We start from the raw sequence: 26,243 nt of genomic DNA, 5'->3' as shown, positions 1-26,243 counted from the left end.
GCTGACATGACCGACAAGACCTCCCCCGCGCCGCTCAGGCACGTGCTGTTCATCATGTGCGACCAGCTGCGCGCCGACCACCTCTCGTGCTACGGCCACCCGCGTCTGCAGACCCCGCACATCGATGCGCTGGCCGCGCGCGGCGTGCGCTTCAGCCATGCCTATGCGCAGGGCGCGGTCTGCGGCGCCTCGCGCATGTCGACCTACACCGGCCGCTATGTCAGCAGCCACGGGACGATGTGGAACTTCGTGCCGCTGTCGGTGGGGCAGAAGACGCTGGGCGATCACCTGCGCCCGCACGGCGTGCGCTGCGCGCTGGTCGGCAAGACGCACGTCGAGGCCGACACCGAGGGCGCCCGCCGCCTGGGCATCGACCCGACGCAGGGCGCGGGCCGGCTCGCGATGGAAGGCGGCTTCGAGCCCTATGCGCGCGACGACGGCATCTGGCCGCCGGGCTTCAAGGTCACGGGCAATGCCTACTGCGACTGGCTGCGCGCGCAAGGCTACGAATCGGACAACCCCTGGCACGACTTCGCCAACTCGGGCCGCGGCCCCGACGGCGAGATCCTGAGCGGCTGGCAGATGCGCTGGGCCGACCGGCCCGCGCACATCGCCGGCGCGCACAGCGAGACGCCCTACACGACCGACCGCGCGATCGACTTCATGCGCGAGGCCGGCGACGCGCCCTGGGTGCTGCACCTGTCGTACATCAAGCCGCACTGGCCCTACGTGGCGCCCGCGCCGTACCACGCGATGTACGGGCCCGACGACATGTTGCCGGTGGTGCGCAGCGAGGCCGAGCGCGTCGACGCCCACCCGGTGGTCGAGGGCTTCCGGCGCGAAACCGTGAGCCGCAACTTCAGTCGCGACGAGGTGCGCAACACCGTGGTGCCGACCTACATGGGTCTCGTGAAGCAGGTCGACGACGAGCTCGGCCGGCTCTTCGCCTTCATGGCCGAACAGGGGCTGGACCGTGACACGCTGATCGTTTTCACCAGCGACCACGGCGACTACCTGGGCGACCACTGGCTGGGCGAGAAGGAGCTGTTCCACGACCCGATCGTGAAGGTGCCGCTGATCGTGGTCGACCCGCGCGCCGAGGCCGACGCGCGCCGCGGCAGCGTGAGCGACGCGCTGGTCGAGTGCATCGACCTCGTGCCGACCATGCTCGACGCGCTGGGCCTGCCGCAGCCGGCCGAATGGCTCGAAGGCCAGTCGCTGCGCCCGCTGCTGCACGGCCACGCCGGCGCGGCCGGCAAGGACGTGGTGGTGTGCGAGAACAGCTTCGCCTTCCGCGACGAAGTGCGGCTGCCGCTGGCCCAGCCCGTCGAGCGCTGCCACATGACGATGCTGCGCACGCGCCGCTGGAAGTTCGTGCACTTCGAAGACCTGCCGCCGCAGCTGTTCGACATGCAGGCCGACCCGGACGAGCTGGTCGACCTGGGCCGCGACCCGGCCTTGGCCGTGGTGCGCGAGCAGATGCTGGGCCTGCTGTTCGACTGGCTGCGCCAGCGGCGGCGCTTTCCCACGGTGGCGCCCGAGGACATCGCGCGCTGGAACGAACGCGAACTGGCGGCCGGCATTCTCATCGGCGCCTGGTAGGCCACGCCGGCCGATCCGCGCACCCCATTTCAAAAAAGGAGACATCCCATGAACGCTTTCCGCCGACCTCTCGCGGCCTGCATGGCGGCAGTCGCCGTGCTCGCCACCATCGCGCCCGGCCACGCCGCCGACACCTGGCCCACCAAGCCCGTGCGGCTGGTGGTGGCCTTCCCGGCCGGTGCGCCGGGCGACATCGTCTCGCGGCTGATGCAGCCGGCCCTGCAGAAGGCGCTGGGCCAGCCCGTGGTGGTCGACAACAAGCCGGGCGCGGGCGGCAACATCGGCATGCAGGAGGTGGCGCGCGCCACCGACGGCCACACCGTGCTGGTCGGGCCCGACACCATGCTGACCATCAACCCGCACCTGTACCGCAAGCTCGCCATCCGCCCGATGGAAGACCTGTTGCCCGTGACCCAGCTGGCCGCGTTCAGCCAGGAGCTGGTGTGCTTTCCCGGCGCCGGCATCAAGACCCTGCCCGAGCTGCTGGCCGCGGCCAGGGCCAAGCCCATGAGCTATGCCTCGGGCGGCCCCGGCGTGCCCGGCCACATGGCCATGGAGATGCTGCTGGCCGACGCCGGCGTGCAGATGCAGCACGTGCCCTACCGCGGCCCGACCCCGGCCATGCAGGACGTGATGGGCGGCATGGTGCCCTGCGGCTTCCTGGCCTCGCCGACGGTCGGCCCGATCATCCGCGACGGCAAGCTGGTGGCGATCGCCGTGTCCGGCAGCAAGCGCCTGGGCAGCCAGCCCACGGTGCCGACCGTCGCGCAGGCGGGCGTGAAGGGCTACGACGCCAGCTTCGCCGAGATGATGGCCATGCCGCGCGCCACGCCGCCGGCCGTGGTGGCGCGCCTGCAGGCCGAGGTGGCGAAGGCGCTGGCCGCGCCCGAGCTGCGCGAGCGGCTGGCCACCATGGACCTCGAGGTGGTGGCCAACACGCCCGAAGAAGCGGCGCGCCGCCTGCGCGCCGAACACCAGCGCTGGGGCCAGGTGGCCGCGCGCGTGCAGCTGCAGCTGGACTGAGCGCCATGGCCTCCGTCGTCGTCACCATCGACACCGGCAGCAGCCGCCGCGCGGGCTGGAGCGCCGCCGCGCTGGTGGCGGTGGCCGCCACGCTGCCCTTCTGGGGCGAGCCCAGCTGGATGCGCGAGTTCGTCGAGATCGCCTGCTACTTCATCTTCGCGATGATGTGGAACCTGCTGGCCGGCTACGGCGGCATGGTCAGCATCGGGCAGCAGGCCTTCTTCGGCTTCGGCGGCTACGTGATGCTGATGCTGGGCAACTTCGCGGGCGTGAATCCGTTCGTGGCGATTCCGCTGGGGGCGCTGGCCGCGGCGCTGATCGCGGTGCCGGTGTCCTTCGTGGCGTTCCGGCTGTCGGGCGGCTACTTCGCCATCGGCACCTGGGTGATCGCCGAGGTGTTCCGGCTCAGCTTCGCCAACGTGTCGGCGGTGGGCGGTGGCTCGGGCACCACGCTCACGGCGCTGCGCGGCATCGAGCGCGCCACGCGCGAGAGCGTCACCTACTGGATGGCGCTGGGCTGCGTGGTGGCGGCGGTGTCGCTGGTCTATCTGTTTTTGCGCAGCCGCTTCGGGCTGGCGCTGCTGGCGATCCGCGACAACGAGATGGCCGCCGAATCGCAGGGCATTCCGGTGGCGCGCATGAAGCTCGCGGTGTACGTGGTGGCGGCCTTCGGCGCCGGGCTGGCGGGCGCGCTGTACTTCGTGGGCAACCTGCGCATCAGCCCCGACGCGGCCTTCGCGCCGAACTGGACCGCCTTCGCGATCTTCATGGTCGTGATCGGCGGCATCGGCCGCATCGAAGGGCCGCTGGTGGGCGCGCTGGTGTTCTGGGCGCTGAACAAGTTCCTGAGCGACTACGGCACCTGGTACCTGCTCGGCCTCGGGCTGCTGGCCATCGTGGCCACGATCTTCTTCAAGCAGGGGCTGTGGGGCTGGGCGCAGCAGCGCTGGGCCTGGTCCCTGTTCCCGACGCAGCGGCGCCTGGCGGCGGCGCACGCGCCTTCTTCCCCCCTGGAGCCCGACGCCCATGCGCAACATCGATGAACACACCATCACCGCCGCCGTGCTCGAGCGCATGGCCGGCTGCGAGGACACACGGCTGAAGGAAGTGCTGTCGGCGCTGGTGCGCCACCTGCACGACTTCGCGCGCGAAGTGAGGCTCACCGAGGCCGAGTGGGCCGCGGGCATCGACTTCCTCACCGCCACCGGCCAGAAGTGCGACGCGCAGCGCCAGGAGTTCATCCTGCTGTCGGACACCCTGGGCCTGTCGATGCTCACGGTGGCCATGAACCACGCCAAGAGCCCGCAGGCCACCGAGGCCACCGTGTTCGGCCCCTTCCACGTGGCCGGCGCGCCGCAGCTGCCGCTGGGCAGCGACATCGCCGCCGGCGCGGTGGGCGAGCCGCTGTTCGTGCAGGCCACCGTGCGCGGGCGCGACGGCGAGCCCGTCGCCGATGCGGTGGTCGACGTGTGGGAGGCCGATGCCGAAGGCTTCTACGACGTGCAGCGGCCCGGCGGCCCCATGCAGGGGCGGGCGGTGCTGCGCACCGACGCGCAAGGGCGGCTGTGGTTTCGCGGCGTGGCGCCGGTGGCCTATCCGATTCCCACCGACGGGCCGGTGGGCGCCATGCTGCGCGCCACCCGGCGCCATCCGTGGCGGCCCGCGCACGTGCACTTCATGGTGCAGGCGCCGGGCTACGAGACGCTGATCACGCATGTCTTCCGCGAGGGCGATCCGTACCTCGACAGCGATGCGGTGTTCGGCGTGCGCAGCTCGCTCATCGGCGACTTCGCGGCGCATGCCCCGGGCCGCGCACCCGACGGCAGCCTGCAAGAGGGGCCGTTCCACACGCTGGACTTCGCGTTCGTGCTCGAGCCGGCAGGGGGCTGAGGGCCCGCGAACCGTTTCGGCGTTTCGGCGCCTCTATGGCAGGTGTCCATCCCCAAGGAGTCCTGCACCATGTGTCCTGTTTCCATCACCTGGCATCTGCTTCGCGGCGCGGGAGCGCTTGTGCTCATCGCGCTGGCCGTGCTGCTGTCGTCCGCGCATCTCTGGATCGCGCCACCGGCCCTTGTCGGCGCCTTGCTGCTGCTGCGCGGCTGCCCGATGTGCTGGCTCTTCGGGCTGCTCGAAAGGCTGTCCGCGCGCAAGGCGGCCCCTGCGTCCGAGGCCACTTCCCAGAGGGGTTGATGAGCGATTGGCCTTCGCGGAATGGAAGGCTGATCCGGGATTCCATCCGCCCGTGTCGAGGGGGTGACGCCCCATTAGTGTGAGTTTGTTTGCACACGATGACAAAAGAACAGGGCTACCTGTTTCCGTTGGTCAATATCGGCACTTTTCCCTATCGACTGTACATAAACGTTAATACATTCCACTCCATTGTGAGAGGCATGCGGGGAGCGATGAAAAGGGAAGCGATGGTGGACAGGGTGGAACAGAAAAACGGTCGTGTGGTGGTGCTGACGGATTCCGGCGAAGAGATCGACTGGCTGCGAGGCCGGTTGAAGGACGCCGGCTTCAGCCCCTTGTGCGTGGTCAACGAGGAAGACCTGCTGGAGGCCGCCTCGATGCCTGGCGTCGGGCTCTTCCTGCTGATGGGCGAGACGATGGAGGGCGCGCTGCCGGAAATCCTGTTCGGCATCGGCGCCAGCCGTGCGGCCACGGCACCGGTGGTCGTGCTGACCCGGTCGCGCGGCGTGCTGGAAACGCCCCGCGTGTCGGTGTTCGACGTCGATGATTTCCTGGTGAGCCCCTGGAACGCGGAAGAGGTCGTGGCGCGCGTGTCGACGCTGTGCGGCAGGAAATCGCTGCGCCGAAACGCGAAGCCGCACGGCCTGTACGGTTTCCAGCTCGTGCGCAGCCGCCTCGCGGTCGAGTACGCAAGCCGCGAAGCCATCATGACGCCGAGCGAATTCGAGATCGCCCGGGTGCTGGTGCGCCACCTCGACACGCCCGTGTCGCGGCAGCAACTGCCCCAGGGGCCCCGATGCAACGGGGAGCTGGGCGCCAGCCGGTCGCTCGATGCGCTGGTGTCGCGCGTGCGCAAGAAGCTGGCATCGATCGTGGCGGGCGAATTCCGCGTGCGCTCGCTCTATGGCGTGGGCTACACGCTGGAGCGCGCGCACAACCGGCACGGCAAGTGAGTTTTCGCGGGCAGCGCCCGCGGCATCCGAAGGGGTGACGCAAGGTCACCTTGAAAAAAGACGCCCGCCCATTCGCCTCCGAATTGAGGCCGGGCGTCGGAAGACCAACGAATGAATTCCGGCGAAGTGAGCCGGCCGGGATTGGCTTGAATTGAATTCAAGCCAATGGCGCAGCCGTGCCTGTTTGAATGGAATTGGATTTTGAAAAATCCACCAAGACGTATTTCACGCTGCCCGTGATTGAAACCATTGGGGGACAGGTCGCGCATGCAGTCCCTGAAATTCACGGTGCCTGATTACACAGTCTGTGAATTTGTAAATTTAGTTTCGAAGTGGCCCCAGGGGCCAGTCCGAAGCCGCTCGAAGGGCCTCGTTTCTCCCTTGAAGCACTGGGGGATCGTGAGGCGCCGGGTTGATGTGGAAGTGAAATTATTCAAACGCATCAACAACTTGGAGGCGATCCGCTTGTGAAATTGATCACACTCCAATTGCAGGTTTATTCACAATCTGAGCGAGCGTCCAGATTACATCTGTATTCACAGTTGTTAACTTTATAGGGCCGCTCGTGACATTTTCACGGAACCCTCGGCCATTGCAAGTGGCGGATCGCAGACGTTCGATTGTTTTTGTAAACATTCAGAAAATAATATGAACGTGGTAAATGGCTCATGGAAGCGGCTCGAAAAGGCGTGCTTGCGTGAGGCCGAGCGTGGGCATCGGAGGCGGTCGTCGCCCTGCAAGTGGCTGGGAAATGGCTTCGACGCCAATTCGCGAGGCCACAGGTCAAGTCGGTTTGATCTTCGTGTTGCCTCGGTCTGGCTTTGAAGTTGTTTTTTAGGAGTTGTCTATGTCTATCGGAAGTTCGTCTCAAGTGAATTCATTCATGTCGCCGGTGGTCCGGCTGACCGTTCGCCTCGGCCTGGGGCTCGGCGTGGCCATGACCCTGGGGCTGGGCGGCATGGCCGCCGCGCAGGGCACGAAGGCCGCGCCCGCGCCCACCGAGGCCGCGCAGAAGAAGACCGTCGCGGTCGTGCTGACGCAGGCCAAGGTGGTCAAGGACGCGCAGGGCAAGGAGCAGCTGCTGGCGGCCGATTCGGTCAAGCCGGGCGACGTGCTCGAGTACACGGCCACCTACACCAACCACACGGGCAAGGCCGTCACCGGCCTGGTGGCCAACCTGCCGATCCCCGAAGGCCTGGAATACCTGCCCAAGACCGCCAAGCCCGGCGCGACGCTGGTCAAGGCCGCGACCAAGGATGGCGCCTTTGCCGCCGAGCCGCTGGCGCGCGTCGTCAACGGCAAGTCGGAGCCGGTTCCGTACAACGAGTACCGCTCGCTGCGCTGGACGCTGGGTCAGCTGCCCGCCAACGGCTCGGCCGCGGTGACCGCGCGCGCCAAGGTCGAGACGGTGGTGCCGCCCGCACCGGTGGCCGCTGCCGCCGACGCGCAGAAGGTTGCGCGCAGCACGCCCTGAGCTTCCCGCGCTGACGACGACCGTCGGCGGCCCTGAGCCGCCCTGACGGCCGGTTCTCTCTTTTCTTCAAAACCCCGCTGGTTTTTCCATTGCCGGTTTCCGTTCGCGGAAATCTCCGGCCGGGGTGAGTTCGTCCTTTTTTTGACCTTTTTTGACCCCAACCCCCGAGGAGAAACCCAAGTGATCCCTACCTTGTCTGCCCGTCGCACCGGCCCCGCGCCGCGCGCGCTCTGGGCGGGCGCAGCAGCCCTGACGCTGAGCTTCCTTTTTGGAAGTTCCGGCGCACTCGCTGCGGCTCCACCCGCCAACACCATCATCGGTAACCAGGCTTCGGCCACCTACCTGGACCCGAACGGCGCCAGCCAGCTGGCCACCTCCAACCTCGTGCAGACGACGGTGCAGCAGGTCGGCTCGTTCAACCTGGACACCTACACCACCGTGACGACCAACGTGGTCAACACGAAGACCGGCGCTGCAGGCACGACCGTGTACGCGCCGCACGTGCTGACCAACACGGGTAACGGCACCGACACGTTCACGCTGAGCGTGGCCGCACCGGCCAGCCCGAACGGCTTCACCAAGGTCGAAGTGTTCGCCGACGCGAATGCCGACGGCGTGCCCGACAGCACGACCGCGCTGTGCTCGGTCGTTCCGGGTGCGGTCTGTAACGTCCCGGCCCAGACCGTGGCGGGTGGCAACGGCACGTTCCCGTTCGTCGTGGCGTACTCGATCCCGAGCACCGCTTCGTCGGGCACGTTCACCTCGCCGGTGGCCGCGACCATCACGGCCACCGCAGGCACGCCGGCGCTGTACGCGGCGGGTAACACGCAAGCGGCCGACGTCGACAACGTGAACCTCACGGATCAGGCGGCCTTCAACGCCACCAAGAGCCTGAGCGTTCCGTCGGTCGCCTGGTCGGCCAATGGCGGCACCTGGCCCGCGGCATCGGTGAGCGGTCCGCGCTCGGTCGCAGGTTGCGCGGCTACCACCACGGCAGCTGGCGCACCCGCAGCAGGCTGCGTCTACACCACCTATACGTTGAAGTTCAACAACACGGGTGGTGCGGCTGGCCGGTTCGTCATGACCGACACGTTGCCCGCAGGCTTCACGTACGTGCCGGGTTCGGCCGTCTGGAGCAATGCACCGGGCACGGCGCTCACGGACGCACCGCAGGGTGATGTGGCTGGTAACGCCATCGACTTCACCGCGACCGGCAACACGCTGGCCTTCGTGGTGGCCTCGCTGCCGCCGAACGTCACGCAGACGGTGAGCTTCGTCGTGATGGTGAACAACACGGCGGCCATCGGCACGTCGACCACGACCAACACGGCCAAGTACAACCCCGTGACTGTGCCGACGACGGTCACGTCGGACAACCCGGGCACGACGGGCTCGCCGACCAACCCCGCGAGCTACAACGTCATCGGCACCTTCGGCATCGTGCTCGGTTCTGCTTCCGGCAGCCCGACCACCTCGCTGGACACGGCGGTGGGCAACCCCAACACGACCGCAGCCGACACGACGACTGTCGCCAGCGCGGCCATGGGCGCCACGGTGAAGTTCACGCAGACGGTGTTCAACACGGGCAATGCCACGGACGTCGTGAACCTCACGGCCGCTCTGGGCACCTTCCCGGTCGGAACGACCTTCAAGTTCTTTGCCGCCGACGGTGTCACGCCGTTGATCGACAACAACAGCGACGGCATTCCCGACACCGGCCCGGTCGCGGCCAACGGCAGCGTGCAGTTCGTGCTCGCCGCCACGCTGCCGTCTCCCGGCACGCTGCCCACCGGTCCGTTCAGCGCGATCGTGACGGGTACCTCGACGGGCGACAGCACGAAGACGGAATCCACCCGCGACACCCTGAACGCCATGATCGGCGTGCTGGTCGACCTGACCAACACGGCCACCGGTAACGGCACCGCAGGCAACACCGGCAACGGCGACGTGGGCACGGGCCCGAGCCCGCAGCCGACCACCACGAAGACGACCGCTGCCGGCACCGGCGCGATCTTCACGCTGTTCGTCAAGAACAACGACACGGTGGCCAACACCTACAGCCTGGCGGCGAGCCAGACCAACAGCTTCCCGGGCAGCCTGCCCGCAGGCTGGACCGTCAAGTTCGTGGCGGCGGGTGGCACCTGCACGGGTGCGGCGATCACCACGGTGGACGTTGCAGCCAACGCGCAGACGCCGGTCGATGCCTGCGTGACGCCGCCTGCTTCGCAGACGCCCGTCACCGGCCAGCTGGTGTACTTCCAGGTGCGTTCCACCATCGTGACTTCGACGGGCGCCGTGGCGATCGACACGAAGACCGATGCCGTGACCGTGACCCAGGCCGTGACCTACGGTGCGACGCTGACGCCGAACAACAACGGCCAGATCGCCCCCGGCGGCTCGGTCGTGTACGCCCACACGCTGACCAACACCGGCACGCAAAGCTGCGCAGGCCCGTACACGGTGTCGGCCACGCTGCCGGCGGCAGACGTGACGGCTGGCTGGACCACCGCGCTGTACATCGACGTGGACGGCGACGGCCAGATCGGCAGCGGCGACACGCTGGTGACCGGCACGATCCCGGGCCCGCTGGCGGCCAACGGCACGCAGAAGCTGCTCGTCAAGGTGTTCGCACCGGGCGGCGCTTCGGCAGGTGCCGTGGACACGGCCACCGTCACGGTGACCTTCCCGGCAGGCGCCACCTCGTGCGGCACGCCCTCGGCCACCGACGTGACCACGGTCATCACGGGCCAGATGCGCCTCGTGAAGACGCAGGCACTGGACACGAACTGCGATGGCACCGAGGTCCCGTCCTCGTCGGCTCCGCTGGTCGCCAAGCCCGGTGAGTGCATCGTGTACCGCGTCGTTGCCACCAACGAAGGCGCGGCACCGGTCACCAACATGTCGATCAACGACGCGGTGCCGGCCTACACCTCCTTCACCGGTGCGACGCAGCCTCCGGCCGCCAACCAGTGCACGTCCACCGGCGTGACCGGCACGGCCCTGGCCTACAGCAGCACCGCCACCACCGTGGCCTGCGGCAGCGCAAGCAACACCGTGGCACCTGGCGGCACCGCCACGCTGCTGTTCTCCGTGAAGGTCAACAACTGAGCTTCACCTGAGTGAAGCGGAGCCGACGGGTGCAAGCCCGTCGGCTCCCTCGCACAGGGCACACAGGCCTGTGCGTTTTCCTTTGCGCCTTCTCTCGTTTCCGAGGCGAGGGCGCAAACGAAAAAGTTCTTTCGTTTCTTCTGATCCCCACGCGGTGATCGATCAAGGGTTCGCGGCATGCTGTTCACTTTCAATCCCAGGAGCACACACCGGCCATCGTGGCGCGGATGGGCTGCCGCGCTCGCTGCTGGCGCGGCGCTGCTGCTGCTGGGTGGTGCCGTGCAGGAAGCGAACGCCGCGCCGGCCCCCGCCGGCATCGTGATCCGCAGCATCGCCACGGGCACCTACGTGCCCAACGGCCTGGCGCAGACCGAGACCATCTCGTCCAACGAAGTGATCGCCACGGTGCTGCCCGTGGAGGCGCTGGTGCTCACGCAGGACCAGTCGCTGTCGCGCCCGCCGGCGAGCATCGTCACGCTGAGCCACTTGCTCACCAACACCGGCAACGTCGCCTCCACCTACACGCTGGCGCTGGCCAACAACGCCGGCGGCTGCGCGGCCGACACGCTGGATCTGTCCGCTTTGCGCGTGGTGCGCGACAGCAACAACAACGGCGTGGTCGACCCGGCCGATCCGGTGGTGCAACTCAACGCCGCGGGCGCGATCACGCTCAAGCCCGGCGAGACCGCCGCGCTGCTGGTGCAGGGCACGATCCCCACCGCTGCCACGGGTGTGGCCTGCGTCGGTTTGACGGCCACCACCGCACTGCAAGGCCTCACCGCGATCAACCGCGACACCGTCACCGTCGGCAACGCCGCCGCGCTGCAGCTGGTCAAGTCGGCCAGCTACCCCGGCAACGTCATCCCCGGCCAGACGCGCATCGACTTCTCGGTCTCGGGCACCAACATCGGCGCGCAGGACGCGCAGCCGAGCAACGTCATCGCCCCGACCAACACGCCTTTGCTCGTGAACGGCGCGCCCTCCGCCCTGGTCCTCGTGCGCGACCCCGTGCCCGTCGGCACCCAGTACGTGCCCGGCACCTTGCGCACCACGGCCGCCAACGCCGTCAAGCTGTACCGCCTGGCCGCCGACCCTGCGTTCAGCTACCGCACCGCCGAAGACGCCTCGGCCGTCGAAGTGGCCATCGGCATCTCCACGCCGGTGGCGCGCAACGTGTCCATCGCGATGCAGTTCGCCGTCAAGGTCAACGCCGACCAGGTGGGTGAGATCCGCAACACCGCGCACAGCCAGTACAACGACGGCACGGGCCCGGCCACCGTGCCCTCGAACACCGTCGTCATCAGCTCCAGCCAGGCGCGCATCGGCGTGGCCAAGGCGGCCTCCACCCCGCGCGTGAACCGCAGCGCCGACGGCAAGACCGACGGCACCGCCACCGTGCGCTTCAGCGTCAACGTGCGCAACTACGGCACGTCATGGCTGTACGGCGTGCAGGCCGCCGACGTGATGGAAGGCGCAGGCGCCACGCAGTTCGGCAGCTACACGGCAGCCGCCGTGCCTGGCGCGAACCAGTACACCATCGTGCCCGGCTCGATCGTGATCGCGCCCGCACCCAGCGGCGGCACCGTCGCCGCGCCGAACCCCGCCTTCAAGGGCACCGCCACCGCCTCGAACCTGCTGGCCGACGGCGCCGTGCTGCCCGTGGGCGCGCAGTTCACCGTGCAGTTCGATGCGCGCATCAACTTCACCGGCCGCACCGGCACCTTGCTGAACACCGTCAAGGCCTCGGGCGCCCTCAATGCAGGCGGCCCGGCGGTGGCCCTGGACGACTCCGTCAACGGCGACAACCCCGACGCCGACGGCGACGGCAACCCCAACAACGACACCTCGCCCACGCCGGTGTCGACCCAGCTGCCCACGCTCACGCTGACCAAGCAGGCCTCCATCGCACGGCGCGTGTCGCCCGGCGTCTACGAGCTGGACTACACCTTCAAGGTCACCAACACCGGCGCCGTCGCCGCGCCCAACGTGCGCGTGATCGACAACCTGAACTGCACCTTCGACATGGACAAGTCGAGCGGTCAGGTCGCGTCGTGGGAACTGCTGGGCCCGCCCAAGGCCGCCAACGGCAACCTCAACGCCGCCACCGGCTTCACCGGCCGCGCCACCTGCAACCGCACCACGCAAGACAGCGCCGACCCCTTCCAGCTGCCCACCGAAGTGGCGCTGAGCCTGACCGACGGCGCCCGTGCGCTGGCCCCGGGCCAGAGCGAACAGATTCGCCTGAGCGTGCGCATCACCGAGAAGCCCGCTGCCATCGGCGGGCGCGTGTCGCTCACCAACAAGGCCTGGGCCGCCGCCTTCGAGCAGAACACCGTCAACGTCACGCCCACCATGCTGCTGGCGGCCACCGCCACCTCGGTGCAGGCGCTGCTGGTCGATCCGCAAGGCACGGTCTACAACGCACTGACCCGTCAACCTGTGGCCGGCGCGCTGGTCACCTACACGCGCCAGTCGTGCAGCAGCGGCACGGCCGGCCCCATCACCGCGGCCGAGATTTACGGCGCCGACTCAGGCACCTACACGCTCAACCCCAACGGCAGCGTCTCCATGACCACGGGCGCCGACGGCGCCTACCAGTTCTACTTGCAGACGCCGCCCGTGACGGGCCTGTGCACGTACGCGCTGTCGGTCACGCCGCCGGCCGGCAGCGGCTACGTCTACCCCTCGCAGCTGATCCCCGTCACCGGTGGCTCGTTCACCAGCTGCGGCGCCGTCGTACCCAGCGCCGTGCCCCCGAAGGACGCCGACCCGACCAGCTACTACTTCCAGGTGCAGGCCGGCGCCAAGCCCGATGGCACGCCGTGCGACGCCGTGCACAACCACATCCCGCTCGACCCGGGCAACATCCTGGGACTGGTGCTGCGCAAGGACGGCAGCAAGCGCCAGGTCGAGTTCGGCGACTTCATCGACTACGCGCTCACCGTCACCAACAAGACCGGCTTCCCCGTCACCGGCGTCACCTTCAACGACACGCTGCCCCCGGGCTTCGCGTACGTGGCCAACAGCGTGCGCCTGAACGGGCAAGTGGTGCCCAACCCCGCCGGCGGCGCCGGCCCGGGCCTGATCTTCAACTACCCCACGCTGGTGGTGGCCCCCGACCAGTCGGCCATGGTGCGCTACCGCGTGCGCATCGGCGTAGGCGCGCCCACCAACGGCGACGCCATCAACCGCGCGCGCGCCACCTCGGGCCCGATCCAGTCGAACCTGGCCAACTGGACCGTGCGCGTGACGGGCGGCGTGTTCTCCGACGACGCCTTCGCCTTCGGCAAGGTGTACCTCGATTGCAAGCGCGACGGCCAACGTGACGGCAGGCAAGAGGGCGCCGACGAGATCGGCGTGCCCGGCGTGCGCCTGTACATGGAAGACGGCACCCACGTCGTCACCGACATCGAAGGCAAGTGGAGCCTGTACGGCCTCAAGCCCGTCACCCACGTGCTGCGCCTGGACCAGACCACGCTGCCGCTGGGCGCCAAGCTCGAAGTGCTCGACAACCGCAACTCGGGCACCCCCGAGAGCCGCTTCGTCGACCTGAAGAAGGGCGAGTTCCACAAGGCCAACTTCATCATCACGAACTGCGACGAGAAGAGCGTCATCGCCGACGTGGCCGCACGCCGCGCCGCCATCGCCGCGCGTCCCGACACCGAGGCCGAAGCGCAGGTGCGCCTGCGCCTGGACCCCGAAGGCAAGGTCGTGCCCGTGGGTGACGTGCGCGGCCTGCCCGCCACCGGCCAGGCCCTGGCCAGCGGCAGCACCGGCGCCGTGCAACCCACCTCGGCACCGCTGATCGCGCTGCCCGTGGCGCCGGCCAACGCCAGCAGCTTCGTCAGCGGCGGTGGCGGCAGCATGGGCGGCACGCTGGGCGTGCAGCCCGCGATCCCCACCGGCAGCCTGTTCTCGCCGTTGAACGGCGTGCCCACCTCGGGCCTGCCGTCGTCGACCACCAGCGGCTCGGCCACCGGCGTCGGCGCGCAGGCCATGCGCCCCATCGGCACCGGCGGCGCGATGCTCGAGCCGCGCGCCAACCCGCTGCTGCCCCAGGCCGTTCCGAGTCCCATCGAACTCGAGACCCTGCTGCCCCAGCTGGAGAACAACACGCTGGGCTTCATCGGCCTGAAGGACCGCGACACCGTCGCCGGCCAGTCGATCAACGTGCGCGTCAAGGGCACGGCCGGCACCAGCCTGCGCCTGAGCGTCAACGGCGCCGCGCTGGAAGAACGCCGCGTGGGCAAGAAGACCCAGCTGGCCTCCAAGAACATCGCCGCCTGGGAATACATCGGCGTGGCCCTGCGCCCCGGCACCAACACCCTCAAGCTCGAAGCGGTGGACGGCTTCGGCAACGTGCGCGGCAGCGCCGACGAGATCACCGTCGTCGCCCCCGACAAGCTCGGCGCCATCGAGGTCGACCTGCCCGAAGTGGCGCGCGCCGACCTGCGCACGCCCGTCGTCGTCAAGGTGCGCCTGATCGACGCGGCCGGCGTGCCCGTCACCGCCCGCACGCAACTCACGCTGGAGACCGACCGCGGCCGCTGGCTCGCCGAAGACCTGAACCCGACCGAACCCGGTACGCAGGTCTTCATGGACGGCGGCGCGGCCGAGTTCCAGCTGATGCCCCCGGGCGAGCCGGGCGATGCGCGCCTGCGCGTGAGCGCCGGCACCTTCGTCAAGGAAGTGCGCCTGGCGCTGCTGCCCGAGATGCGCCCCATGATCGGCGTGGGCATCGTCGAAGGCGTGCTCGACTTCACCAAGCGCGGCAAGCTCCCGATCGGCGCCATGCCCGCCGGCGCCGCCTTCGAAGCGGAACTCTCGGGCCTGAAGGACGAAGGCACCAACAGCCGCGCCAGCGGGCGCGCCGCCTTCTTCTTCAAGGGCACCGTCAAGGGCGAGTACCTGCTCACGGCCGCCTACGACTCCGACAAGACGCGCAAGGACCGCCTGTTCCGCGACATCCGCCCCGACGAGTTCTATCCGATCTACGGCGACTCCGCGGTCAAGGGCTTCGACGCCCAGAGCACGCAAAAACTCTACGTGCGCATCGACAAGAACCGCTCCTACCTGCTGTACGGCGACTTCACCACCGCCAGCAGCACCGAGGTGCGCAACTTGAGCCAGAGCAACCGTTCGCTCACGGGCCTGAAGCACGTGTACGAGGACGAGAACGTGCGCGCCACCAGCTATGTCTCGCGCACCGCGCAGACCCAGCAGGTGGAGGAGTTCCGCGCGCTGGGCACCTCGGGCCCGTACTACCTGAGCGCCAGCAACGGCGAGTTCGTGGACAACAGCGAACAGATCGAGATCGTGGTGCGCGACCGCAACCAGCCCAACATCGTGCTGCAGCGCACGGCCGTGGCGCGCTTCGTGGACTACACGGTGGAGCCGCTCACGCGCCGCATCCTGTTCACGCACGCCATCGCCTCCATCGACGCGAACCTGAACCCGCAGTCGATCCGCGTCACCTACGAAGTGGACAGCGGCGGCCCCAAGTTCACCGTGGCCGGCACCGACGTGCAAGTGAAGGTCAGCGAGAACCTGCAGCTGGGCGTGGTGGCCTCCACCGACCAGAACCCGCAGAACAAGCGCAACCTGCAGGCGCTCACGGGCGTGGCGCGCATCGGCCAGAACACCAGCGTGGCGGCCGAGCTGGTCAAGACCGACTCCGACGACAAGGGCAACGGCCACGGCGCGCGCGTGGAAGCGCGCTACCAGGACGAGAAGCTGGCCGTGGTGGCCCTGGCGGCCAAGACCAGCAAGGGCTTCGACAACCCCGGTGCAAGCTTCTCGGCCGGCCACACCGAAGCCTCGGCGCGCGCCGAGTACCGCGTCGACCCGACCCTGGCCGTGCGCGGCGAGGTGCTCTACAGCAAGGACGCGACCCAGGTCGACGAGCGCAAGGGCGCCACGGTGAGCGTGCAGAAGAAGCTCAGCGACAAGACCGTCGCCGAGGTGGGCCTGCGCCACGGCCAGAGCAACAACGCACTGGGCTCCAGCTCGGGCTTCGACTACGGCCAGATCTCCACCTACAACGGCCAGATGGGCAGCAGCATCGGCGCCAACAGCGTGACCACGCTGGGCGCGGCCGCCGCCGCAGCCGGCGTGGACACGCAGAGCCAGACGACCGTGCGCGGGCGCCTGTCGACCGAGGTGCCCGGCGTGGCCGGTGCGCAGGTGTTCGTGGAAGGCGAGCAGGACCTCAAGGACGGCAAGCGCCACGTGCTGGCCGTGGGCGGCAACTACGCCATCACCGACAAGACGCGCGTGTACGGCCGCTACGAGCTGATCTCCACGCTCAACGGCCCCTACGAGCTGGACAGCACGCAGCGCAACAACACCGGCATCGTCGGCATCGAGAGCAACTACATGGAAGGCGGTCGCGTGTACAACGAGTACCGCATCGCCGACGGCGCCGAAGGGCGCGGCGTGCAGGCGGCCATCGGGGTGCGCAACACCTTCAAGGTCAACGAGCAGATCCGCGTGACCGGGGGCATCGAGCACACGCGCGACATGAGCGGCTACAGCAACAGCAAGAACACCGGCACGGGTTATGCCGGTGGGCTGGGCGAATCGACCGCGATCACCAGCGGCATCGAGTACATCACCGACCGGATCAAGGCCTCGGGCGTGTATGAAGCGCGCCGCGGCGACGACGCGAACACGCGCCTGTTCAGTGCCGGCTTCGGCTTCAAGCTCGATCCGTCCTGGAGCCTGCTGGCGCGCAGCATCGTGAGCGACAGCGAAGGCCAGGGCGCCAACGCGGGCAACGAGCGCCACCTGCAGCGCCACCAGATCGGCATTGCCTACCGGCCGGTGGACGACGACACCTGGAACGCGCTGGCGCGCTACGAGCGCCGCTCCGAGCGCGTGGTGGGCGCGGGCAATGCGGCCGGCGCGTTGCAGGGCAGCAGCGTCTTCGGCGCCGACAACGGCGCCAGCCTGCCGGGCAAGACCAGCGCGGACATCGTCTCGGCGCACGTCAACTACAACCCCGAGCCGGGCAAGGCGGTGATGGCGCGCTATGCCTTCAAGCTCAGCCGCGCCGACGACGGCACGCTGGCCAGCAAGTACTGGGCGCACCTGGTGCAGGCGCGCTACACGCAGGACATCAACCAGGACTGGGACTTCGGCGTGCAGGCCGGCCTGCTGTACGGCAAGGGTGGCGCGCTGCAGAAGACCTTCGGCGTCGAGGTGGGCTACCAGGTGCAGAAGAACATGTGGGTGTCGGCGGGCTACAACTTCGTGGGCCTGAACGACCGCGACCTGACGGCCAACGAGTACACGAGCAAGGGCGCCTATGTGCGGCTGCGCTTCAAGTTCGACGAGACCCATCTGGGCTTCGCTTCGACGGGGGAGACGAACGTGGCCAAGGCTGCGAAGGCCGAGAAGGTGGCTGCGGACGCGCCGGAAGTGGCCCCGCTGCCGATGCGCACGGTGCTGCAGGCCGAGGCGCTGTTCGAGCCCGCCAAGTCCTTCATCAAGCCGCAGGCGCACGACACGCTGAACACGCTGGCCGCGCAGATCAAGGCGACCGAAGCGCAGGTGGTGATCCACATCAGCCACGCCGATGCGCAAGGCAGCGCCGACGACCGCATGCAGCTCATTGCGCAGCGGACCAACGCCGTGCGCAGCTACCTGATCGGGCGCGGCGTCGACGTGCTGCGCCTGCGCACCGATACCAAAGAAGACACGCAGCCTGTCGCAGGCGATGACAGCAGCGCCAAGAGCCGCTGGGTCGTCATCGCCGCGGCCGCGCAAGAAACCCGCTGAACGAGACCATGATGCAAAGCAGAACGAGAAACGAAGCGGGCGGGATGGCGCGGTTCGGCGGGGTGTTGAAGGGCGTGCTTGCCGCGACGGCCTTGTGGCTCATTGCCATGCCGGGTGCGCAGGCTGCAACCGCTGCGTGCACGCCGCAGTCGGGCTACAACAGCTGCGTGACCTTCACCCATTCGGGGGCGGCGCAGACCTTCACGGTGCCTGCGGGCGTGTCGTCGGTGCGCGTCACGATGTGGGGCGCCGGCGGCGGCGGCTCCACGGCGGCCGGCGGCAACTCGGCCAACGGGGGCGCCGGCGGCTTCGCCGACGGCACCGTGTCGGTCACGCCCGGCACCGCCATGGCGGTGACGGTGGGGCAGGGCGGGCAGAACGGGGGCACCGGCGCGACCTACGGCCGCGGGGGCGGCGGCGGCAATGGCGCGAACGCGGGCGTTGCCGGTTCGTCGGGCGGCGGCATGAGTGCGCTGTGGAACGGCGGCACGGAGTTTTCGGCGGCCGCCGCACGACTGATTGCAGGCGGCGGCGGCGGCAGCGCCTTCTGGACCGACGTCGGCAGCCCGGTGCCAGGCGGCGGCGGTGGCACCAACGGCGGCTCGTCCACCGGCACGGGCGGACGGGGCGGCACCCAGGCCGCTGGCGGTGCGCGCGGCACCCCGAGTGCGGGGACCGTCGCAGCCACCTGTCCGGCTGGCACTGACGGCAGTGCCTTGCAGGGCGGCACCGGGTGCTCGGCGGTCGGTGGCACCCCCCTCCAGTACGAGGGCGGCGGCGGCGGTGGTGGCGGCTGGTTCGGCGGCGGCGGCGGCATGGCCCAGTGCAGCAACACGCCCAATCCCGTCTCGGTCGGCTGTTCCTACAACGGACCGGGCGGCGGCGGCTCGGGCTTCATCGGCACGGGCGTGACCGGCGGCGTGATCACCGCGGGAGCGGACGGCAGCTATTCGGCGGCTTCCAACCCGGCCAACCAGAGCAATACGCTCTACCAGGGCGGCGTCGGCGTGGGCGGCGCGCGCGCTTCGCTGACCGGCTCCACCGGCGGCAACGGTCTCGTGGTGATCCAGTTCAACGTGGTCAGGCTGCAGCTCGCGAAGGCCTGGTCGGCCGGCAGCAACACCGGCGACGTGGCGAGCATTGGCGCCTCCACGGGCGGTACCAACTTCTTCGGCGCCAGCAACACCTCGGCCTTCACCTCGACGGCGTCCACTGCCGCCTCCAGCTCCGTCGTGGGCGTGAACATCGGCAACGTCATCACGCTGCCCGCCGAAACACTGACCACCGGCACGCTGGCGAACTACAACACCGTGCTGTCATGCACCGTGAACAGCGGCACGATGGCCAGCACGTTGAGCGGCACCAACGGACAGGTATCGAACACGCTGACGATCGCCCTCGGCGACATCGGCAAAGACATCGTCTGTACCTACACCAACACGCGCAAGACCGCGACCTTGCAGCTGGCCAAGTCGTGGAACCCCATCAGCGTGACGGGCAACGTGGCGAACATCGGCGCCACCACGGGCGGCGCGGCGAACACCGCGGCGTTCTCGTCGACGGCGCCGACGGCCAACACCAGCGCGACCGTGACCGTGGCGGCCGGCAACACGATCACCTTCCCCGCGGAAACCATGAACGGCGGCGTGCTGCCGAACTACACGACCGTGCTGTCGTGTACCGCCGGTGGCGGCGCGACGGCCAACAGCCTGAGCGGCATCAACGGCCAGGCGACCAACACGCTGCAGATCGGCGCAGGCGACGCGGGCAAGGCCATCGTCTGTACCTACACCAACACGCCGAAGACCTCCACGCTGCAGCTGGTCAAGTCGTGGGGCGTCAACAGCCTCACGGGCAACGTGGCGAGCATCGGCGTGACGTCGGGCGGCACCAACAACACCACGGCCTTCACGGCCACGGCCCCCACGGGCGCGAACAGCGGCACCGCCGTGACCGTGGCCACGGGCAACACGATCACGTTGCCGGCCGAGACGATGTCGCCGGGCACGCTGGCGAACTACAACACGGTGCTGGCGTGTACGGCCGGCGGCGGTGCCACGGCCAACGCACTCAGTGGCACCAACGGACAGAACAGCAACACGCTGCTGGTCGGCGCGGGCGACGCGGGCAAGGCCATCGTCTGTACCTACACCAACACGCCGAAGACGGCGACGCTGCAGATCGCCAAGGCCTGGGGCGCGAACAGCATCGCCGGCAACGTGGCGAGCCTGGGCGCGAGCACGGGCGGCGCGAACAACACCGCCGCCTTCACGGCCACGGCGCCGACGGGTGCCAACAGCGGCGCGGCCGTGACCGTGGTCGCCGGCAACACCATCACCTTTCCCGCGGAAACGATGCCGACGGGGACGCTGGTGAACTACAACACGGTGCTGGCCTGTACGGCCGGCGGCGGCGCCACGGCCAACGCGCTGAGCGGCACCAACGGGCAGGTCACCAACACCTTGCTGATCGGCCCGGCCGATGCGGGCAAGGCGATCCTGTGTACCTACACCAACACGCCGAAGACGGCCACGCTGCAACTGACCAAGTCCTGGGGCGCCGGCGCCATCAGCGGCAACGTCGCGAGCATCGGCGCGAGCACGGGCGGCGCGAGCAACACCACGGCGTTCACGGCGACCGCGCCCACGGCGGGCAACAGCAGCACGGTGAACGTGGTGGCGGGCAACACCATCACGCTGCCCGCCGAGACGATGCCCACGGGCTCGCTCGCGAGCTACAACACGGTGCTGTCGTGTACGGCAGGGGGTGGCGCCACGGCCAACGCGCTGAGTGGAACCAACGGCCAGAACAGCAACACGCTGCTGATCGGCGCGACCGACGCGGGCAAGGCCATCGTCTGTACCTACACCAACACCGGCAAGCCCGCGACCCTGACCCTCGCCAAGCGTTCGCTCGGCGGCGTGGCCGGCTTCGACTTCACGGGCACCAACGGCGTGGCGGCGCACACCATCACCACCACCGTGGCCGGCACGGCCGTCAACGGGCCGCTGCAGACGCTGACCGCGACGGGCACGGCGACCACCTTCACCGAAACCTACACGCCGGCCACGGGCGTGCCCGACTACGTGATCACCGACGTCAGCTGCACGGGCATGGGCAGCGGCGGCACGGTGACGCGCGGCACCGCGCAGAACACGAACCAGTTCACGCTGAACGCCGCGGCGACGGTGGCGGGCTCGAACATCGTCTGTACCGTCACCAACGCCAAGGCGCCGACGGTGCAGCTGCGCAAGAAGTGGGTCAACGCGCTGGTCAACGACGCCTTCACGCTGACCGCCTCGGGCACGGTGCACCCGAACCACAACATCGGCTACGCCTTCAACCTGCAGGCCACGGCCAACACGCCCAACGAGACCGACACCGGCGGCGCGCAGCGCGTGGCGGTGGGCGACACCGTGACGCTGTCGGAGACGCCCTTCGGCACCAACGCCGGCTCGTACACCGCCAGCGCCTGGAGCTGCACCGGCGGCGGCTCGCTCAGCGGCAACCTGCTGACCCTGGGCAACGCCGATGCGGGCCTGCCGATCATTTGCGAGATCACCAACACCGCGAAGACGGCGACCGTCACGCTGGCCAAGACCTGGTCGGGCGCGATCGTCAACGACGCCGTGAGCGTCACCGGCACGGGCCTCACCACGCTGGCCTCGGTGGCCAACACGGCCGCCGAGACCGACACCGGCACCGCGCAGGCCGTGCCCGTGGGCAGCGTCATCACGCTGGCCGAGAGCTTCACCACCGGCAGCGCCGCCAACTACACCAGCGCGCTGAGCTGCACCGGCACCAGCGGCCTGTCGGGCAACACGCTGACGGTGGGCGCGGCCGACACGGCCATCGTCTGTACCTACGCCAACACGCGCAAGACGGCGGCGGTGACGCTGTCCAAGAGCTGGAGCGGCGCCATCGCCGGCGACAAGGTCAACCTGACGGTCAGCGGCGGCGCCGCCGAAGTGACGGGCGCGACCGCCGGCACGTCGACCGCGCCGGCCACCACCACCAACGCCACGGCCACCGCGGCCAGCGGCGCCACGGTGACGCTGGCCGAAGCCTTCACCATCGGCAATGCAGCCAACTACACCACGACGCTGGCCTGTACCAAGGTGTCGGACGGCAGCGCGGTGACGGTGAGCGGCAGCGGCCTGAGCCGCACCTTCACCATGCCGTCGGACAGCGCGGTGAACTGCGCCTACACCAACACGCGCAGGACCGCGACGCTGCAACTGGCCAAGGCCTGGAGCGCCGGCAGCACCACCGGCAACGTGGCGAGCATCGGCGCGACCACGGGCGGCGCGAGCAACACCGCCGCGTTCACGGCGACGGCGCCGACGGCGGGCACCAGCGGCACCGCGGTGTCGGTGGCCGCGGGCGACACGCTCACCTTCCCGGCCGAGACGATGACCACGGGCACGCTGGCGAACTACACCACCGTGCTGTCGTGTACCGCCGATGCCGGCGCCACGGCCAACACGCTGAGCGGCACCAACGGCCAGGCCAGCAACACGCTGCTGGTCGGCGCGGGCGACGCGGGCAAGGCCATCGTCTGTACCTATACCAACACACCGAAGACGGCCACGCTGCAGATCGCCAAGGCCTGGGGTGCGAACAGCATCGCCGGCAACGTGGCGAGCATCGGCGCGAGCGCGGGCGGATCGAGCAACACCACGGCCTTCACCGCGACGGCGCCCACGGGCGCCAACAGCGGCACGGCCGTGACCGTGCAGGCCGGCAACACGATCACGCTGCCGGCCGAGACGATGGCGCCGGGCACGCTCGCCAACTACACCACGGTGCTGGCGTGTACGGCCGGCGGCGGCGCCACGGCCAATGCGCTCAGCGGCACCAACGGGCAGAACAGCAACACGCTGCTGGTCGGCGCGGGAGACGCGGGCAAGGCGATCGTCTGTACCTACACCAACACGCCCAAGACCGTCACCGTGCAGCTGCGCAAGGCCTGGAGCGCGGACAGCACGAACGGCGACGTGGCCAGCATCGGCGCGACCACGGGTGGCAGCAGCAACACGTCGGCGTTCACCGCGACGGCACCCACCGCCGGCAACAGCGGCGCTGCGGTGTCGATGGTCGTCGGCGGCACGCTCACGCTGCCGGCCGAGACGATGACCACGGGCTCGCTCGCGAACTACAGCACCGTGCTCGCCTGTACCGCCGACGGCGGCGCCACCACCAACGCGCTGAGCGGCACCAACGGCCAGACGAGCAACACGCTGGCGATTGCCGCGGCCGATGCCGGCAAGGCCATCGTCTGTACCTACACCAACGCGAAGAAGACGGTCACCCTGCAGGTGCGCAAGGCCTGGGGCGCGAACAGCGAGACGGGCAACGTCGCCAGCATCGGCGCGACCACGGGCGGGACCAATAACACGGCCCTGTTCACCGCGACCGCACCCACGGCCGGCAACAGCGGCGCGGCGGTGGTGGCGGCCGTGGGCAACACCATCACCTTCCCCGCGGAAACGATGCCCACCGGCACGCTGGCCAACTACACGACCGTGCTGTCGTGTACCGCCGACGGCGGCGCAACAGCCAACGCCTTGAGCGGCACCAACGGCCAGGCCAGCAACACGCTGGTGATCGGCGCGGGCGATGCCGGCAAGGCCATCGTCTGCACCTACAGCAACAACCGCTTGCCGACCGTGCAGATCCGCAAGCAGGCGCTGGGCGGCACGGGCACCTTCGCGTTCAGCGGTACCAACGGCTTCGGCTCGGACAGCATCAACGTCTCGGTGGCAGGCTCGACGGTGGTCGGCACCATCAAGACGCTCACCACGGCCAACACCCAGACGGTGCTGACCGAAGTCGCGGCCTCGATGCCCGGCGGCTTCGCGTTCTCGGGCGCGACCTGCACGGGCCTGGCGGGCGGGGCGACGGCGGCCGTCGACCTGGTGGCGGGCACCGTCACGCTGCCCGCGGCCGGGCTGACGAACGGCACGGCGGTGGTCTGTACCTTCACCAACACGCTCGCGGCGCTCGTGAGCGGCCGCGTGTTCCTGGACAACGGCGTGGGCGGCGGCACGGCCAACGACGGCCTTGTCAACGGCGGCGAGGGCCCGTTGTCGGGCGTGAGCGTGCGGTTGACCAACTGCGGCGCCACCGTGTACGCGAGCGCGCTCACGGACGCGTCGGGTGCCTACAGCCTGAGCGTGCCGGCCGGCACGGCCACCGGCTCCGCGATGTGCGTGGAAGAAACCAACCCGGGCACGCGCGTGTCCACGGGCGCCTCGGTGGGCAACGTCGCGCTGCCTTCGGGCTCGGCCGTGGCCGCGGCCGGTGGCACCTACACCTACACGCGCACCGGCACGCCCGACCGCATCGCCTTCAGCTGGAACGGCACGGGCCACGCCAACCTGAACTTCGGCGACGTCGACAACAGCGCCTTCGCGACCGACGGCGCCAAGACCGGCCTGCCGGGCAGCACCGTGACCTACGCCCACACCTTCACGGCCGGCACGGCAGGGCAGGTGCGCTTCAGCGTGGCGAGCGAGACGGCCACGCCCGCCATCACCGGCTGGACGACGAAGGTCTTCGCGGATGTGGGTTGCACCGGCAGCCTGCAGCCCGGCGCCGCGCAGCTGTACCCGCCGAGCGCGGCGGCCACGCCCGTGGCCTTCGCGGGCAAGGTCTGCGTGATCGTGCAGGAGTTCATTCCCGCCACGGCGCCGCTGGGCTCGAACAACAAGGCGACGATCCGCGCCGACTTCACCTACACCAACGCCAGCCCCTCGCTCAGCGGCAGCTTCGCACTCGACGACCTCACGACGGTGTCGGGCGTGGCGCTGGAGCTGAAGAAGGAAGTGCGCAACATCACGCAAAGCGGCACCTTCGGCGTCAACAACCAGGCCAAGTCGGGCGAGACGCTGGAGTACCGCATCACCTACACGAACAACGGTGACGCGCCGATCCGCAGCATGGTCGTGAACGACATGACGCCGGGCTACACCACCTTCGTGAGCGCGACCACCGGCACCACGCCGGCGTCGCTCACGGGCTGCGTCAAGACCACGCCGGCGAACGCGCCGCCCGCAGGTGCCGTGGCCTGCACCACGGCCCAGCCCGCCGGGGGCACGGGCGCGATCGACTGGCGCTTCACGGGCACGGTCGAGCCGGGCGGCACGGGCTTCGTGCTGTTCCAGGTGAAGGTCGACTAAGGACCTGACAGGGCCTTCAGGCCCGGCGCTTGAACAGTGCGGACGCGCCGCTGGCCCGCGCCACGTCGTCCGCCGCGGCCAGCAGCTGCGGGCCCAGCGTGAGCATGCGTTCTTCCGTGAGCCGCACCAGCGGCCCCGCGATGGTGATGACGCCGATCACGCCGCCGTGCGCACCGCGCACCGGCGCGGCCATGGCGGTCATCGCGGGGGCGAACACCTCGTTGATCATCGAGAAGCCGCGCTTGCGCGTGGCGCGCAGGAACACCAGCAGCGCCTTCACGGTGGTCGGCGCTTTCGGACCGAAGTCTTTCGGCTGGCCGAAGCCCTGTTTCGCGACGAGCTGCAGCGCCTGCTCGTCCGTCATGGTCGAGAGCCAGGCGTGGCCCGCGGAGCTGCACGAGAGGTTCACCGACAGGCCCATGTCCGGGTCGTAGCGCAGCCCGCGCGTGGCGCCTTGCGCCTTCGCGACGAAGGTGAGCTCGTCGCCGTCGACCACCGCCAGCCGCACCAGTTCGCCCGATGCGACCGCGAGCCGGTCGAGCAGCGGCTGTGCCACGTCGACGATGCCGCTGTTGCTCAAGAAGCTCAGGCCCAGCGACACCAGCTTGATGGTCAGCATGTAGTCGCCATGGCTCTGGTCCTGCCGCACATAGCCGTAGCGCACCAGTTCGCTCAGCAGGCGGTGGGTGGCGCTCAACGGCATTTCCAGCTCGGCAGAAAGCGCGGAAAGCGCACGGCCCTCGGGGTGGCCGGAGAGGTGTTCGAGCACCTTGAAGCTGCGTTCGAGTATGGCTGTCATGAGACGACTCTAGCATTTTGCCAAGTGTTTTCACTAGTAGAAAGATTTTCCACTAAATCGATAAGATCGCGCCGCCAGGAGTCGGGGCGCGTGTGAAGCGCCCCGGCATGGACCGCTCAATCGCACGCTGGAGA

At 69.2% G+C, this 26,243-nt stretch carries 11 protein-coding genes; 10 read left to right on the top strand and 1 reads right to left on the bottom strand.

The window, feature by feature from the left end:
- The first annotated feature begins 6 nt into the window (after positions 1–6).
- The 10 genes from AC1RAD_RS28145 (at position 7) to AC1RAD_RS28100 (ending at position 25,310) form a co-directional block, all read left to right on the top strand.
- Entirely contained in the window at positions 7–1,602 is a 1,596-nt protein-coding gene (locus AC1RAD_RS28145) for a sulfatase-like hydrolase/transferase (protein WP_492738371.1), read from the top strand.
- Between the two features lie 48 nt (positions 1,603–1,650).
- Positions 1,651–2,625: a Bug family tripartite tricarboxylate transporter substrate binding protein gene (locus AC1RAD_RS28140; protein WP_492738369.1), complete on the top strand. Its 975-nt coding sequence runs from the start codon at positions 1,651–1,653 to the stop codon at positions 2,623–2,625.
- Positions 2,626–2,630: 5 nt separating this feature from the next.
- Positions 2,631–3,668: a branched-chain amino acid ABC transporter permease gene (locus AC1RAD_RS28135; protein ID WP_492738367.1), complete on the top strand. Its 1,038-nt coding sequence runs from the start codon at positions 2,631–2,633 to the stop codon at positions 3,666–3,668.
- Complete coding sequence (locus tag AC1RAD_RS28130; protein WP_492738365.1) at positions 3,652–4,515, top strand: intradiol ring-cleavage dioxygenase; 864 nt, start codon at positions 3,652–3,654, stop codon at positions 4,513–4,515. The genes AC1RAD_RS28135 and AC1RAD_RS28130 overlap by 17 nt, the downstream gene beginning before the upstream one ends.
- Positions 4,516–4,584: 69 nt before the next feature.
- Positions 4,585–4,815 (top strand): hypothetical protein, encoded by a 231-nt coding sequence (locus tag AC1RAD_RS28125; protein WP_492738363.1) that lies wholly within the window; start codon positions 4,585–4,587, stop codon positions 4,813–4,815.
- Between the two features lie 98 nt (positions 4,816–4,913).
- A complete protein-coding gene (locus AC1RAD_RS28120) occupies positions 4,914–5,768 on the top strand; it encodes a response regulator transcription factor (RefSeq protein ID WP_492738361.1) in 855 nt (284 codons plus the stop codon).
- An 883-nt stretch (positions 5,769–6,651) separates the two neighbouring features.
- Positions 6,652–7,242 carry a hypothetical protein gene (locus AC1RAD_RS28115; RefSeq protein ID WP_492738359.1) on the top strand — a complete coding sequence of 197 codons (591 nt, stop codon included), beginning with the start codon at positions 6,652–6,654 and terminating at the stop codon, positions 7,240–7,242.
- Positions 7,243–7,422: 180 nt separating this feature from the next.
- Positions 7,423–10,350, top strand: a complete 2,928-nt coding sequence (locus tag AC1RAD_RS28110) for a beta strand repeat-containing protein (protein ID WP_492738357.1) — start codon at positions 7,423–7,425, stop codon at positions 10,348–10,350.
- Positions 10,351–10,527: 177 nt separating this feature from the next.
- On the top strand, positions 10,528–18,129 hold the full coding sequence (locus AC1RAD_RS28105; RefSeq protein ID WP_492738355.1) for an OmpA family protein: 7,602 nt from the start codon (positions 10,528–10,530) through the stop codon (positions 18,127–18,129).
- Between the two features lie 44 nt (positions 18,130–18,173).
- Positions 18,174–25,310, top strand: coding sequence for a prealbumin-like fold domain-containing protein (locus tag AC1RAD_RS28100; RefSeq protein ID WP_492738353.1), 7,137 nt, complete (start codon positions 18,174–18,176; stop codon positions 25,308–25,310).
- A 16-nt stretch (positions 25,311–25,326) separates the two neighbouring features.
- Here AC1RAD_RS28100 and AC1RAD_RS28095 read toward each other — a convergent pair whose 3' ends face one another.
- Positions 25,327–26,109 (bottom strand): IclR family transcriptional regulator, encoded by a 783-nt coding sequence (locus AC1RAD_RS28095; protein WP_492738351.1) that lies wholly within the window; start codon positions 26,107–26,109, stop codon positions 25,327–25,329.
- Between the last annotated feature and the right edge of the window lie 134 nt (positions 26,110–26,243).

It is taken from the genome of Variovorax sp. GW823-FHT04B03 (assembly GCF_058796495.1).
This window is presented reverse-complemented; position numbering and strand designations above follow the sequence as displayed.

What these genes read in the sequence shown, in the direction of transcription:
- AC1RAD_RS28145 (WP_492738371.1), top strand. Translation starts at nt 7, where the DNA reads ATGACCGACAAGACCTCCCCCGCGCCGCTCAGGCACGTGCTGTTCATC.
- AC1RAD_RS28135 (WP_492738367.1), top strand. Translation starts at nt 2,631, where the DNA reads ATGGCCTCCGTCGTCGTCACCATCGACACCGGCAGCAGCCGCCGCGCG.
- AC1RAD_RS28115 (WP_492738359.1), top strand. Translation starts at nt 6,652, where the DNA reads ATGTCGCCGGTGGTCCGGCTGACCGTTCGCCTCGGCCTGGGGCTCGGC.
- AC1RAD_RS28095 (WP_492738351.1), bottom strand. Translation starts at nt 26,109, where the DNA reads ATGACAGCCATACTCGAACGCAGCTTCAAGGTGCTCGAACACCTCTCC.
- AC1RAD_RS28140 (WP_492738369.1), top strand. Translation starts at nt 1,651, where the DNA reads ATGAACGCTTTCCGCCGACCTCTCGCGGCCTGCATGGCGGCAGTCGCC.
- AC1RAD_RS28130 (WP_492738365.1), top strand. Translation starts at nt 3,652, where the DNA reads ATGCGCAACATCGATGAACACACCATCACCGCCGCCGTGCTCGAGCGC.
- AC1RAD_RS28125 (WP_492738363.1), top strand. Translation starts at nt 4,585, where the DNA reads ATGTGTCCTGTTTCCATCACCTGGCATCTGCTTCGCGGCGCGGGAGCG.
- AC1RAD_RS28105 (WP_492738355.1), top strand. Translation starts at nt 10,528, where the DNA reads ATGCTGTTCACTTTCAATCCCAGGAGCACACACCGGCCATCGTGGCGC.
- AC1RAD_RS28120 (WP_492738361.1), top strand. Translation starts at nt 4,914, where the DNA reads ATGACAAAAGAACAGGGCTACCTGTTTCCGTTGGTCAATATCGGCACT.
- AC1RAD_RS28100 (WP_492738353.1), top strand. Translation starts at nt 18,174, where the DNA reads ATGGCGCGGTTCGGCGGGGTGTTGAAGGGCGTGCTTGCCGCGACGGCC.